The 15,051-nt window shown below is 34.1% G+C and carries 11 protein-coding genes; 4 read left to right on the top strand and 7 right to left on the bottom strand.

Going from position 1 to position 15,051, the window contains the following annotated elements:
• Window positions 1–260 precede the first annotated feature (260 nt).
• Window positions 261–2,219, bottom strand: coding sequence for a lytic transglycosylase domain-containing protein (locus tag AAGD29_RS09220; protein WP_410521207.1), 1,959 nt, complete (start codon window positions 2,217–2,219; stop codon window positions 261–263).
• A gap of 184 nt (window positions 2,220–2,403) precedes the next feature.
• Here AAGD29_RS09220 and fabD point away from each other — a divergent pair, with 184 nt between their 5' ends.
• From fabD to AAGD29_RS09205, 3 genes are all read left to right on the top strand, one after another.
• A complete protein-coding gene (fabD, locus tag AAGD29_RS09215) occupies window positions 2,404–3,333 on the top strand; it encodes an ACP S-malonyltransferase (protein ID WP_341757907.1) in 930 nt (309 codons plus the stop codon).
• A gap of 367 nt (window positions 3,334–3,700) precedes the next feature.
• Window positions 3,701–5,527 carry a ribonucleoside-diphosphate reductase subunit alpha gene (locus AAGD29_RS09210; protein WP_341757906.1) on the top strand — a complete coding sequence of 609 codons (1,827 nt, stop codon included), beginning with the start codon at window positions 3,701–3,703 and terminating at the stop codon, window positions 5,525–5,527.
• Window positions 5,528–6,192: 665 nt separating this feature from the next.
• The gene (locus tag AAGD29_RS09205) at window positions 6,193–7,182 is read left to right on the top strand and encodes a ribonucleotide-diphosphate reductase subunit beta (protein ID WP_341757905.1); all 990 of its coding nucleotides are present in this window, start codon (window positions 6,193–6,195) and stop codon (window positions 7,180–7,182) included.
• Here AAGD29_RS09205 and AAGD29_RS09200 read toward each other — a convergent pair.
• The 6 genes from AAGD29_RS09200 to AAGD29_RS09175 form a co-directional block, all read right to left on the bottom strand.
• Window positions 7,179–7,952 carry a hypothetical protein gene (locus AAGD29_RS09200; RefSeq protein WP_341757904.1) on the bottom strand — a complete coding sequence of 258 codons (774 nt, stop codon included), beginning with the start codon at window positions 7,950–7,952 and terminating at the stop codon, window positions 7,179–7,181. The two genes, AAGD29_RS09205 and AAGD29_RS09200, sit on opposite strands and share 4 nt — an antisense overlap.
• 397 nt (window positions 7,953–8,349) lie before the next feature.
• Entirely contained in the window at window positions 8,350–9,045 is a 696-nt protein-coding gene (locus AAGD29_RS09195; RefSeq protein ID WP_341758792.1) for a metal ABC transporter ATP-binding protein, read from the bottom strand.
• A 217-nt stretch (window positions 9,046–9,262) separates the two neighbouring features.
• Window positions 9,263–9,598, bottom strand: a complete 336-nt coding sequence (locus tag AAGD29_RS09190; RefSeq protein ID WP_341757903.1) for a DUF2610 domain-containing protein — start codon at window positions 9,596–9,598, stop codon at window positions 9,263–9,265.
• 125 nt (window positions 9,599–9,723) lie between these two features.
• Window positions 9,724–10,479 carry an inositol monophosphatase family protein gene (locus AAGD29_RS09185; protein ID WP_341757902.1) on the bottom strand — a complete coding sequence of 252 codons (756 nt, stop codon included), beginning with the start codon at window positions 10,477–10,479 and terminating at the stop codon, window positions 9,724–9,726.
• 161 nt (window positions 10,480–10,640) lie between these two features.
• Window positions 10,641–11,207 (bottom strand): elongation factor P, encoded by a 567-nt coding sequence (gene efp, locus AAGD29_RS09180; RefSeq protein ID WP_341757901.1) that lies wholly within the window; start codon window positions 11,205–11,207, stop codon window positions 10,641–10,643.
• 390 nt (window positions 11,208–11,597) lie between these two features.
• Window positions 11,598–11,951, bottom strand: a complete 354-nt coding sequence (locus tag AAGD29_RS09175; RefSeq protein WP_341757900.1) for a transposase — start codon at window positions 11,949–11,951, stop codon at window positions 11,598–11,600.
• Between the two features lie 420 nt (window positions 11,952–12,371).
• Here AAGD29_RS09175 and clpB point away from each other — a divergent pair, with 420 nt between their 5' ends.
• Window positions 12,372–14,948 (top strand): ATP-dependent chaperone ClpB, encoded by a 2,577-nt coding sequence (gene clpB, locus AAGD29_RS09170; RefSeq protein ID WP_341757899.1) that lies wholly within the window; start codon window positions 12,372–12,374, stop codon window positions 14,946–14,948.
• Window positions 14,949–15,051: the final 103 nt, after the last annotated feature.

Genomic DNA, 15,051 nt, shown 5'->3' with positions numbered 1-15,051 from the left:
ATCAGGTGGGCAGCCGCTTCAAACCTGATTGTTTCTATATATAACCACTATTAAAATGGCTGCTGATCGTCTATTAGCGAGGAGTCGCTGAAAGCGGCGACGCGGCAATCTAGGATACGCGAAGCGTACTAGAAAAAACAGCTTCGCTGTTTACCTAGATCGCCACGGCATCTAAAGATGCCTCGCGATGACGATTATAGAAAAATGTAGGGTACTATGATATATAACACGAAAGTTCGATGTAACTTGTTACATCGAATTCAGGTTCTCTTATTATCTTTAGTCTTTAAAAGATCTTGTTTTAGCTTTAAGTTGCTGTTTTTATTAAGGATAGATCTATAAACTTGTAGATTTTCTAAGACACGTTGAGCATAATTTCTAGTTTCATAATATGGGATTAGTTCAATCCAATCAATTATTTGTCGTAAATCTTTTAAGCTTCGTGGATCACCAAACAAATTAATCCACCTGTCTACTTTATTAGGACCAGCATTATAAGCTGCAATAGCTAGTAAGTATGAACCGTCAAATTTCTCTAATATTTCTTTAAAATGATTAGTACCAAGCATGATATTATATTTAGGGTCAAGAGTTAGCTTTTTAATATGACATTTACAGCCAATAGATTTAGCCGTATCATAAGCAACTACGTCTGTAAGCTGCATTAAACCTTTAGCTCTAGCTGTACTAACTGAGTGTTGGTTAAAAACTGACTCCTGTCTCATAATACTATATGTTAAAGATGGTTCTAGGGGGGTATTTTTTACTGCCTCGGTATAAGGGGTAGGGAAAGCATAATCCTTAATAAAAGTATGATGTTGACAAGCAGTTTTTGCTACCTCTACTGTATGATAAATATTACCCTTTGTACTAATTATATCGGTAATTAATAAAATCTCAGACGGTTTTGATGATTTTTCAATAGCCGTTTTAGCATATAACAGAGCTAAATCATGCTTACCATATTTAATTAGATATTTTATGGCTCTAATAATTTCAATATTTTCATTATTATGCTTAGTGGAGGTGGGATTTTGTGGTAAAATGAAGTGCCGTTTGTTAAGTTCGATATTAGCTAACTGCCCATAAAAACTATGGGAATACTTGCTGGCCATATGATAAAATTTATTCGCTTGCTCTTTATCCCTTTTTGCTTCATAGGTTCTAGCTAGCCAATATTGCCCCCTTGATACGCTTAATGGCTTGGCTGCAACTTTCATAAATTTGTTAAAATGACTTAAAGCAATGTCCGGCTTATGCAAAAATCTAAGGGCAAGCCAACCACTAAGCCATTCTGCTTCTCTTACATGCTCAGGGTAGACAGTAAGAGGTATGCTAATTATTTTATAACTACTGACAAAATCTTTTTGGTCAATAAATTCTCTAGCGTAATAAGATTGTACACGAGCCCAACAGGCGGAATGTATTTTATCTTGCTTTACTTTTTTAAATAGAGCAATACTGTGGTTGGTAGGAATCTCTTTTTTCTTGGAATCCAAATAGTGAAATAATAAAGCTGGGGTATAATATTTTTCTGATACTTGTTGAAAAAGTTTTTCACTAGTATTAGATTTACTTAGTATAGCAATTTGGGTAATAAAATTTTGTTTATAGCCGTTACTGACATAATGCATATATTTTTTTGCACTACGCGTATCCCCTGCCCATAAATATTCATCAATTTTTTTTACATGATCTTCTTCACACAATATATTTTTGAAATTACTCAAATAGTTGCTTTCTTCTGCTTGCGTGAAGACCCCATAAATCCAACCATTTTTTATAATCTTCGCTAATTTTTGTGGATCTTTTATTAATTTTTTACTGGCTAAAGCATAAAATTTATAGCCTAAAGCAGTAATTGGTTCGTTTTCACTAAACCAGTTTACAATTAAAGCTTGGTCTGTGTCATAGTTTAAATATTGTTCTGCCATCTCTTTTAGTTTATCGACTTGTGGCCAGTGGGGATTGTTTTGTATAAATTTTATTACCTCTTCAAAGCTATTTTTCTTATAATTCCGGTCTAAGAATCTTTGAGACATAATAATTTTGATTAAGGCTTTATCTTTTGAAGACTTTGCCATCTTTTCACAATCTTGCCATGTTTTCTTGTCTAGACATGTAAAAGTTTCTTTGACAGAGTCCAATGCCATTGACTCTGATATTAGTAAATTTAGAATGATTAAAACTATTGACAGTATTGTTGGAATTCTCATAATCGGCAGTAGATAAATTAAATTATTATGGTATTATACTCGATGAAAATCAAGAATTGCGTTGTCGTCTTCAGGGATCTTCGGTGCTCACGTACTAAATGTACGCTCCGCTCCTCGACCCTTTGACTCCTAGCACTTCATAATTTTGATCTTCGTCTATCAACTCTTCATTTACGAGTAGTATATTATGAATAGAGCATTTGTCTTCCCAGGTCAAGGGTCACAAATAGTTGGTATGGGAAAAGAATTCTACGATAACTTTCAGGTGGCAAAAGAGACATTTGAAATTGTTGATGATACTCTCGAAAGAAAATTAAGTCATATTGTCTTTAATGGATCAAGTGAAGATTTAACTTTGACTATTAATGCTCAACCAGCACTAATGGCAGTGTCTATGGCAATATTGAATGTCATTAAACAACAAACCAATAGAAATATTACTAACCTGTGTTCATATGTTGCAGGTCATTCTTTAGGAGAATATAGTGCATTATGTGCAGCGGAAAGTATAGATCTACAAGTAACTACCCAATTGCTAGCAATACGGAGTAAGTCTATGCAAGAGGCTTATCCAGTAGGTGAAGGTTCAATGGCGGCGTGTATAGGTACTCCTCTAGAAAAGCTTGAAGAGATCGTAAAAGAGTTTACCAACCTTGATATAGCCAATGATAATATAAACGGACAAATAGTCATCAGTGGTAAAACTATAGCAGTGGAGCGGGTAATATCTATCGTAAAAGATTTGGGTTATAAAGCTATTAAATTGAATGTAAGTAGTCCTTTTCATTGTAGTTTGATGAAGCCAGCAGAAGAGCAAATGGCAAAGGCTTTAGACAAAGTAGTAATTAACAAACCGCTTGTTCCGGTAATACAAAATGTTACAGCCAAACCAACAACTAACCCTATAGAGATAAAACAAAACTTAATCTCACAGATTTGCGGTAGGGTGAGGTGGCGTCAAACCTTAAACGAATTGGAAAATCTAAAAATAGAACAAATAGTTGAAATCGGTGCAGGTAAGGTTCTAACTAATATGCTGAAAAAAACTGACCATAAATTTGATTTGATTAATGTTTCAAGTCTTGTAGAATTAGAAAAATTTTTAAAAATTGTGTGATTATGGTATTAGTGTTAAGACAAAAATCTGCTATATTCTCAATTTACCCCAATTTGGGATAAGAATTAAATAATTCTTATCCCAAATTCGGTGAAATTATAGATTGCTTCGTCGACCTACGGTCTCCGACGTTTTATAGACGTATATGTCATTGCGAGCGAACGTATGTGAGCGTGGCAATCCATTTTGCTAAAAACATGATTTTAATAATTAAAATCATCTATTGAACGGTAAAAAAGTTAAAATGTACTCGCGTCAGCCGCTTCAAGAGTACATTTTTCTTTATATCACAGCTAATTCGGGATAAGAATTATAATTCTTATCCCGAATTAGGGTAATTTAATTAAAACAATAAGATAATATAATAATGGCAACGCAAGCAAATACTAAATTTCCTATAAAAATTGATAAGAAACGGGATAATTTACTTACTAATTTTGGCAAAGCAGTGCTAAAAGATAGATACTTGCTAGCCGGAGAGGATTTTCAAGATTTATTCGCTAGAGTTGCTAGCTACTATGCTGATAATGCAAAATCAGCTCAGCAATTATATGAGTACATAAGCAAGTTGTGGTTTATGCCAGCTACCCCAGTTCTTAGTAACGGTGGAACTGACAGAGGGATGCCTATCTCTTGTTTTTTGAATGAAACAGATGATAGTTTAGAAGGTATTGTAGATCTTTGGACTGAGAATGTTTGGTTAGCCTCACGTGGTGGTGGTATAGGAAGCTATTGGGGCAATGTTCGTTCGATTAATGAGGCAATTAAAGGCAAAGGTACTTCTTCTGGCATTATTCCATTTGTCAAGGTTGTCGATTCTATGACCCTAGCTATTTCCCAAGGGTCAATTAGACGTGGCAATGCTGCTATATATTTACCAATTGATCATCCTGAAATTGAGGAATTCATAGATTTAAGACGCCATACTGGTGGTGATACTAATCGTAAAGCTTTAAACATGCATCACGGCATAGCTGTAACAGATGCCTTTATGCAAGCAGTTGAGAATGATGAAAATTTTCCATTAATCAGCCCTGCTACTAAAAAAGTTGTACGTGAAGTTAAGGCTAGAGATTTGTGGGTTAAGTTACTAACTACTAGAATAGAAACTGGAGAACCCTATATTTTATTTATTGATACTGTCAATAAATATATTCCGCAGCATCATAAAAAACTTGGGCTACAAGTAAAAACTTCTAATCTTTGTAGCGAGATTACCCTACCAACTGGCATTGATCATTTGGGTAAGGTTAGAACCGCTGTGTGTTGTTTGTCTTCTGTAAATTTAGAATATTTTGATGATTGGCAAAATGACCCCGAGTTTATTCCTACCGTAATGCGTTTTTTAGATAACGTACTTGAAGATTTTATTACTAAAGCACCTAGTACCATGGAGCGAGCTAAATATTCAGCAATGCGTGAACGTAGTGTAGGTTTAGGTGTTATGGGTTTTCACTCATTCCTACAATTAAAGGATGTACCAATAGAGTCGGTAATGGCAAAGGTTTGGAATAATCAAATATTTGAACATATTCATAAAGAAGTTGATAAAGCTTCAGTAGTTCTATCTGATGAACGTGGTGCTTGCCTCGATGCAGCTGAAGTAGGTATTAACGAACGGTTTAGTAATAAAACAGCTATTGCTCCTACGGCATCAATCTCTATTATTGCTGGCAATAGTTCACCTGGAATTGAACCATTTGCTGCTAATAGTTTTGTCCAAAAGACTCTTACTGGATCTTTTAATGTACGTAACAAATATTTAGAAAAGCTGTTAAGCACCAAAGGTTTTAATAATGAGCAGGTTTGGTCATCAATTGCAACTCATGAAGGCTCAGTTCAACATCTAACCTTTTTATCCAGCCATGAAAAAGATGTTTTTAGAACTGCTTATGAGATTGATCAAAATTGGCTTATTGATCTAGCAGCAGATAGGACACCATATGTCTCGCAATCTCAATCTCTAAATGTTTTCTTAGCAGGCAATGTAAGTAAAATGTATTTAAATAATATTCATTTTAGAGCTTGGAAGAAAGGTGTTAAGAGTTTATATTATTGTAGATCAACCTCAATTCAAAGAGCTGATAAAGTATCACATGATGTCAAGAAAGTGGATTTTCAAGATATTGAACGAGATAATAAGAAAAAACAAGAAGAAGTTGTGTCTTATGATGAATGTTTATCCTGTCAGTAATGAATACAGGGTAATTTAAAAGTCGGGTTGTAAGCCCAATAGATAAGGGAAAAAGTGCTTAATATGCACTTGATGTCACCCCTGCGAAAGCAGGGGTCTAAAAATGTTTTAATAAGCTTTTGGCTATTTTTTTTAGATTCCTGACCGAAGCGGGGGTGACATTTTCTATCTTCAATTGTGACTTTTAAATTGCCCTAGCAAAAAACTCGATAATCAAGTTTTTATTGAGTTATATAATTCAGGGCATTTTAAAAGTCATGAAAAGAAGCTGAGAAGATGTCATCCCTGCGAAGGCAGGGATCTAAAGAAATAGACCGAAAAGGGTGCTTTAAACATTTTAGACCTCTGCTTTCGCAGGGGTGACATAAACTGCCATGAATTGTAGCCTTCAGAAAAAAACTTGATTATCGAGAAAAAGATGTTCCTATGAAAGTCAGGGTAATTTAAAAGTTGGGCTGCAAGCCTAATAGATAAAGGAAAAAGTGCTTAATATGCACTCGATGTCATTCTTAGCAACGGCGGGAATCTAAAAAAATAAGCCTGAAAGACTATTCAGTATTATGGATTCCCGCCTACGCGGGAATGACATTACCTTCACAAGAAGGAAGAATTATTCTTATATCAAACTCAGGTTAATTTAGTATACTTAAAAAGGAAATATATATATGTCTTTACTGGATGCTCGTCCAATTTACAAACCATTTTCTTATCCATGGGCTTATGAAGCATGGCATATTCAACAACGAATTCATTGGTTACCAGAGGAAGTGCCGCTAGCTGATGATCTAAAAGATTGGAAATATAATTTAAGTCCTGGAGAAAAACACCTATTAACTCAAATATTTCGTTTCTTTACTCAAGCAGATATTGAAGTGAATAATTGTTATATGAAACATTATTCTAGGGTATTTAAGCCAACGGAAGTGTTGATGATGTTATCGGCGTTTTCTAATATGGAAACAATTCATATTGCTGCTTATTCTCATCTGCTTGATACCGTAGGTATGCCAGAAACTGAATATTCAGCATTTCTTAAATATAAAGAAATGAAAGATAAATATGATTATATGCAGCGTTTCGGTGTAGAAACGAAAGAAGATATCGCCACAACTTTAGCAGTATTTGGGGCATTTACTGAAGGATTACAACTATTTGCTTCATTTGCCATTTTACTTAATTTTCCTCGTTTCAATAAAATGAAAGGTATGGGGCAAATCATTAGTTGGTCAGTAAGGGATGAGACGTTACATACTGATTCAATCATTATGTTATTTAAAACTTTTATTAGAGAAAATCCTGAAGTATGGACTGAAGAGCTTCGTAGCCGTCTTTATGAAGCGTGTGCTACTATTGTGCATTTTGAAGATGCCTTTATTGAACTGGCATTTGAAGTTGGTGGTATTAAAGGCCTGACAGCTAGGGAAGTAAGACAATATATTCGTTATATTGCCGATCGTAGATTAATGCAGCTTGGACTTAAAGAAATTTATTTAGTTGATAATAATCCATTACCTTGGCTTGATGAAATCTTAAACGGTGCTGAACATACTAATTTCTTTGAAGGAAGGGTGACCGAATATACCAAAGCTGCAACTACTGGATCGTGGGAAGATGTATTTGCTGAGATGGATGGTGGGAAGAGTGGTGCGACTTAATGTGTTCTTCCTGGATTATTAGGTTTTATACTAATGCGTGATACATGGTCTACCATATTTGGGGGTTTTGCTGTTGGAACTTTAGCTTTAGGTAAAATCTTTTTCTCCTGAGGTGGATTGTTAATTGTTGTGTCAAAATCGCTAAATAAACTTGTCTGCGTTTGAGGATTTATTTTATTTTTAGTAGGATCACCAGTAATAACGTTTTTTATATAAGACAGGATGAATCGACCGCAATTTATATTATCAGCTATTTTTTGATGACCTAGATATGATGATTTAAAGGTAACTCTATCTTTTCCAAATGTTTCTTCTAGTGAATCTCTAATTGGTTTTAGTGGGTAAAAACGGCTAAGCCATCCTTTGGAATCATGATGATGAGATGTTATATTTCCATCTTTATCTTTATTCAGTTCTAAATATGTGAAATGTCTCCTTGTCAGCAATCCAAGAAAATATTTGTTAGACTGACACATAGGAATTATTGCTTGCTTCCAATTAGGATCTTGGTTTAGTACTCCAAGTGTATCCTTTAATGGAGCTGCAGTTGTTATAAGCGGACTTCCTTTTTGAGCATCATGAGATGGGGCAGTGATATAATTATTGTCCTTTTTAAGATAATAATTAATTTTATTCTCAGGATTCCCCGGATTTTCATACGTCTCTGTTGATAGTTTATATTCTTGGCTTCTAGATAAATCTTTCAAGACATTATATATCTGAGCAGGCTTATATGCCATATATGTCTCAATTTCTTTCTGATCTTTCATTTCATATCCTATAATATCTTATGATATATATTAGTGGTAAATAAAATAATAGTATACTAAAATGACTGCAAAAAATGGATGTTTTTAACATTAGTAATAAACTAACAGGGTTTAAGATGGTGTTATTAAAGTTTACTTTGCTCATTGAGAAGGAACTTATTAAAGATATTGTACTTTTTTGCATAGTACCCTACATTTTTCTATAATCGTCATCGCGAGGCATCTTTAGATGCCGTGGCGATCCAGGTAAACAGCGAAGCTGTTTTTTCTAGTACGTTTCGCGTATCCTGGATTGCCGCGTCGCCGCTTTCAGCGACTCCTCGCAATGACGATCAGCAGCCATTTTAATAGTGGTTATATAAAAAATGTAGGGTACTATGGAGTTTGCCAAAAAGATCTAATGTTTATGGTCATGATGATGGACATAAAAACCAATTGATGACAAGGTGTTTAGGAAGTCTTGGTTCTGTGCTAAATCGTTAGGTTTACCGCTACAACATATATGTCCATTCAAACATATAACTTGGTCAGAATTTTTCATTACAGTAAATAAGTCATGTGATATCATAAAAATCGTAATATTGAGACGTTTTTTTATTTGATTAATAATCCGATAAAATTCTTGCTGACTAGTAACATCTAATGATTGAGTTGGTTCATCTAAAATGATTAGATCAGGATTGTTGAGTAAGGTAGCAGTCAGAATTAGCTTCTGAAATTGGCCACCAGAAAGTTCTGAAATATCATGATGTTTATAATTATCAAAATCAATAAAATTACCCCATTCTTGCCAATCATTGCGAGTAGCATTTGAGGCTAATAAATACAAAAAATTTTCAGCTGTAATTGGTAAGTCTGAAGCAAAATCTAGTCTCTGCGGTACATAGCCAATTTTTAGATGTGGGTGAATTGTTATATTACCAGATGAGGCACTGTCTAATCCCAAGATTAATCTAGCTATTGTTGTTTTTCCAGCACCATTTGGACCGATTAAAGTCGTAACCTCGCCTTTTTTAACGGTAAAATTAATATTAGTAAGGGGTAACTTTTTGCCAAATTGTTTAGATACATTACTGAATTTTATTAATGTAATATCTTCTGATATAGACACAACCACCTGATCAAAATTATTATTGTGTGTCAATTATGATAACTAACTAACCTCAGTTTTATGTAAGACATAGGTTTAATCTCCTAGATATCATCCCTGCGAAAGCAGGGATCTTAAAAAATAACCAAGAATACTATTAGATATTTTAGACCCCGCACCGAAGTAGGGGTGACATCAAGCCAGTTACATCGAACTCAGGTTAACTAGCAATGTCACCGTTAACATCATTATTACCATCTTGGTCGTCATTATCACTTTCTGATTCTTCACTTTTTTCAGATTTATCCTCCTTCTCTTGTGCAGAACCAAGAGCATACACACACAATTCTTCCAGCAGAACATTATTCTTATTAGCCAGTTCTTGCAGTTTAGTTATCGCATCCATGACCTCAGCTGGTATTTTCCCACCACGTTGCTTTGATAACCAGTCATCCTGAAAATGCAAGGGATGATGCCCCGGCTCAGGTTGCCCTACATATATGGTAAACGGTGCCATTTGTCCACCAAAATCACAATTAACACTAAACTTTTTCATAACATAACATTAGATTATTAGAATAATATTAGGGATTTCAAGATTTAATCCTAAAAAACTTATCCCTAACAAAATTGTATATGATCTAACAAAAAAATAAAAGTAAAAAATTTTGGCGACAGAACTTAACTACTCAATGACGTTTTTTCAAGTAATAGATGTTTAAATTTCTCGGAAAGTTCATAATTAGTAGCAACAAACGTTTTGTCATTATTTATTATTGCTCCACCTGATTCTCGGACAATTAAATCAAAGCTAGCTTTTAAAGTGTAATTTAATGATGAAAAATAAACAGCATCAATCTTACCAGCTGCAAGTAATAGCATTCCATAACAATGAGAACCAAAAACCCTAGCATTTTTCAAAAAAACTGGGTTTATGTTAAGATCGTCAGTAGAAATTAGAAAATTATCAAAACTAGAACAAGCCGAAACTCTTAATCTACCACTATTATTAGTGGTATTATTTCCTACCCACACCCCTTTTCCCTTCTCAACATAATAAATCTCATCAAGAGCTGGAAAGTTTATCACAGTACAAATCGTGGTTAAAATTTTATTAATCTTTTTTAAACACGTTATAGATACAGCAAAAAATGGTATACTTTTCTCTAAATTACTCAAACTATCAAGCGGATTTATTAATAAAACCATCTCAGAAGCGTTATCCAATTCGAACTTATCCTCTGGAAAAAATAAAGAACTTGTATATTTTTGCAACTCATTACGTAATAAGTCTTGTGTTTTAACATAAGACTTATTGCAGAAATCATAGTTTCCCTTGTTAGATCTTTGAAGCATTTCCAGCTCCAAAAAATCTCTCTGCAGAAACTTAACAGCTTTACATGATGCAGTAATAAGTAAGTTAGTTATAGGCTGCATAAGCTATATATGATTTCAAGGGTTGATGATAGACGATAGTATAACTTCAAGAAGAGCCAGGCAGTAGCAAAGTCGAGCGGCGTAGAGTACATGAGTAACGGAGCAGCTTCGATCTCTAGGTCGCGGGAACGCTAATTCTTGAAGTTCTACCTGAGTATATATTACTTTGCTCTCTCAACAAAGCTTATATCTTCAATTTTTACAACTATTTTCTCCCCGGTAACTAAATAAGGCGGTACCATTACCTTTACTCCATTGGTTAAAATCGCTGGTTTATAAGAAGATGTTACCGTAGAGCCTTTAATTACAGGATCAGTTTGCATAATTTCAGCAATAACGGTTTGCGGTAATTCAGCATTTAAAGCTTTTTCTTCATAAAACTGTACCTTGAGTACCATATTATCCTCAAGAAATGGCAAACATTCGCCAAGAATTGCCTTATTAATTAAAATCTGCTCAAATGTCTTATTATCCATTAACACGAGATCATCATCTTCAAAGTATAGGAATTGTAAATCCTTATTCTCAAGCTGTGCTTTTTCAACGTAATCGGATGAATTAAAACGCTCATTAAGTTTTGTACCAGTTTTTAAATTTTTCATCTCTACTTGCACATAAGCCCCACCTTTACCAGGTTTGGTATGTTCAGGTGTTTTGCTTACAACCCATAAATCATCATTATACACTATAATGTTACCAGCCCTAATAGCATTTGCTGAAATTTTCATATTATTATCACTTATTTAAAATAATTATTTTGTATATTTGTTCAAGCTGGTTATTAACACCTTTCTAGGTCTATTTTATCATTTTTATCGATAAAGGTCAAATGTATACTACTCGTAAATGAAGAGTTGATAGACGATAGAATCAAAATTATGAAGTGCTAGGCGTACATTTAGTACGTGGCTACCTACGATCCACAGCTGTCGAAAGTTCGAAGTGGATCATATTTTCAGCTCCACCAAGTTTGGATTACCGCCACAAAAAAGTACAAAATCTTATACTATCTGGTATTGAATTCTTTAACTAGATAAACTGATAGTTGTTGAATCAAATATATTAAATTTTTGTTTATCATTTCCTGCAAATTTATTGTTATAGTAAAATACATTGAATTAGGTGACAAAGAACATAGAAATAGCTTCGAATAATTTACTAGTTTCTGTTATCTTATTTTTAATCCATTTTTTCATATTAGCCCAAAATTTTTCTATTGGATTTAAGTCTGGTGAATATGGGGGTAAAAAAATAACCTTACAACCTACTGATTCTATTAATTCTTTCGTCTTCTTTGATTTATGGAAACTAGCATTATCCAGTACTACAACCTGTCCTGCTTTTAATTCTTTAATTAAAAACTTCTCAACCCAATTATTAAATAGTTCTGTATTACAAGTTCCATTAAACACAAAAGGGGCTATCGGCTTATAACCGCTGTCATTGCGAGAAGGCGTAAGCCGACGAAGCAATCCACTTATGGTTACTTTTTTGGATTGCTTCGTCGACCTACGGTCTTCCTCGCAATGACGTTACCCTATTTAAAACCCCTTCCTCTTCTAACTTTCGACAGTTGTGGGTTGAAATCCTTCCCGCCTACGCGGGAAGGATTTGCCTTGAGCTAGTTTATAACATCGTTTTCATGACTCAAACATTTTCGGGTTTAGCTATAGCCCCTTGTATTATTATTAACCATTAATTATATAAAATACTTAGTGGGGTCAAATATTATGATATATTCTAACCTTAATGCGATGTAACAAGTTAATACTAGGCTCAAGTAATCATCGCCATTAGGGGTGATGTCATCAACTATGATTTAAAAAAAAGAGAATAATAATTATTCTTACATCGATATTTGAGGTTAATTTAAAATTTATAAGGTTATTGAAATGAATATGGATAAATTTACTACACATGCAAAATCTGTCATCTCTAATGCCCAAAGCTTAGCAGCAAAAAATGATCATCAGCAACTATTGCCATTACATATACTGGCGAGTTTGTTAAATGATGATAGCGGCATTATTACTAACCTCATTAATATTTTGGGTAGTAGCTTAGACGATTTAAATAAAGCTGTAACTATAGAATTAAACAAAATCCCAAAAGTACAAATTGAAGGAGGAGGACAGCTTTATTTATCATCGGAAAGCTTAAAATTACTTAATAAAGCCTCAGATCTTGCTAAGGATAATGCTGATAGTTTTGTAACTATTGAGCGAGTTTTTGAAGCATTATCATATGACCAAACATCTGCTGGTAAAATTTTATTGGATAATTCAATAACTAGTAAAAAAATAAACGCCGCAATTCTGCAGTTAAGAAAAGGTAAGAAAGCAGATAGCGAATCTTCTGAAAGTAGTTACGATGCCCTAAAGAAATATGGTAGAGATGTCACGCGGCTAGCAGAACTTGGTAAACTTGATCCAATAATTGGCAGAGATGAGGAAATTAGAAGAACAGTACAAGTTTTGTCAAGAAGAATGAAGAATAATCCAGTGCTGATAGGAGAGCCAGGAGTTGGTAAAACAGCCATAATAGAGGGGTTAGCCCAAAGAATCTTTAGCCAAGACATTCCAGAAACGCTAGCAAATTGCCGTATCATTGAACTTGATATGGGAGCTTTAATTGCTGGGGCTAAATATCGCGGAGAATTTGAAGAACGACTAAAAGCGGTATTAAACGAGATTAAAGAATCTAGAGGGGAAGTCATTTTATTTATTGATGAACTACATCTTTTAGTAGGAACTGGCAAAACAGATGGGGCTATGGATGCATCAAATTTACTAAAACCCATGCTTGCTAGAGGGGAACTCCATTGTATTGGTGCTACCACTTTAGATGAATATCGTAAATATATTGAGAAAGATCCAGCTCTTGCTAGAAGGTTTCAGGCAGTTTACGTTAGTGAACCAACAGTAGAAGATACTATATCAATTTTACGTGGTATTAAGGACAAATACGAATTACATCATGGTGTAAGAATTGCTGATAGTGCTATAGTTGCTGCCAGCACTTTATCCAATAGATATATTACTGATCGTTACTTACCAGATAAAGCCATTGACTTAATCGATGAAGCATGTAGTCGGTTAAAAATAGAATTATCTAGTAAACCAGAAGAATTGGATGAACTTGATCGTCGTATTATTCAAATAAAGATTGAACTAGCAGCTCTAAAAAAAGAAAATGATGAACATTCAAAAAAGAAAATTATCCTCTTAACCGATGAATTAGAAAAACTTGAATCTCTTTCTTATGATATGAGTGCTAGCTGGCAAGCTGAAAAATCCAAAATACATATTGAGCAAAAATTAAAAGAGGAACTAGAAAAAGCTAAAGCAGAACTTGAACGAGCAGAAAGAAGTAGCGATCTTGCACGGGCTAGTGAGCTAAAATATGGTGTTGTTCCTGATTTGACTAAGAAATTACAACAAGCAATAGAAGGAGGAGATAACAAACTATCAAAAGAAGTCGTATCGGAAAACGATATAGCTATAATCATATCTAGAATTACTGGTATACCGATTGATACAATGCTATCAAGCGAACGTGAAAAACTACTAGCTATGGAAGATAAACTTCGCAGGTCAGTGATCGGTCAAGATGAAGCTATAAAAGGAATCAGTGATGCCGTACGCCGTTCTCGTGCTGGTTTGCAAGATATTAACAGACCACTTGGATCATTTTTATTCTTAGGTCCAACTGGTGTTGGGAAAACTGAACTAACCAAAGCTTTAGCACTTTTTTTATTTAATGATCGTAACGCTATTCTCAGAGTTGATATGTCTGAATATATGGAAAAACATTCCATATCACGTTTGATTGGCTCACCTCCAGGATATGTTGGTTATGAGCAGGGTGGCATTTTAACAGAAGCAGTACGCAGGAGACCTTATCAAGTTATTTTATTTGATGAAGTAGAAAAGGCTCATTCAGATATTTTTAACATCATGCTGCAGATTTTAGATGAAGGACGACTAACCGATAGTCAAGGGATAACCGTTGATTTTAAAAATACCATTATTGTTCTTACTTCTAACCTTGGAGCTGAAATACTTATTAATCAACGAGAAGAAGATGACCAACATAAAATCAAAGAACAAGTAATGGAATATGTACGAGCCGTATTTAAACCTGAATTCTTAAATAGGCTAGATGAGATTATTCTATTCCATAAACTAAATCGTGCCAACATACATGATATTGTTAAAATACAACTGGATAATCTAAAAAAAATTCTTTTGCAACAAAATATTATATTGCAATTTGATGAATCAGCTATAAATTACCTTGCTGATAAGGGTTATGACTCAATGTTTGGTGCTAGACCATTAAAGAGAGTTATTCAACGAGAACTACAGAATCATTTTGCCAAAATGATTCTTTCGATTAGTATTATGAGCGGTGATACGGTAAACATAAAATCAACTGGTAGTGAACTAGTTATTAATAAAGTAACCTGAGAAGATTTTGCCATAGTGAATGGTAACATCCGAAGGTGCAGGGACACCCTAGGCTATTAAACCGATGTTTTACATCGAATTGAGTTTATAATAGAATATAATT

Source organism: Candidatus Tisiphia endosymbiont of Ditula angustiorana, assembly GCF_964026425.1.
GTDB lineage: Bacteria > Pseudomonadota > Alphaproteobacteria > Rickettsiales > Rickettsiaceae > Tisiphia.
Note: the sequence above shows the minus strand (reverse complement) of the source record. Positions and strands in the feature narration are given on the sequence as shown.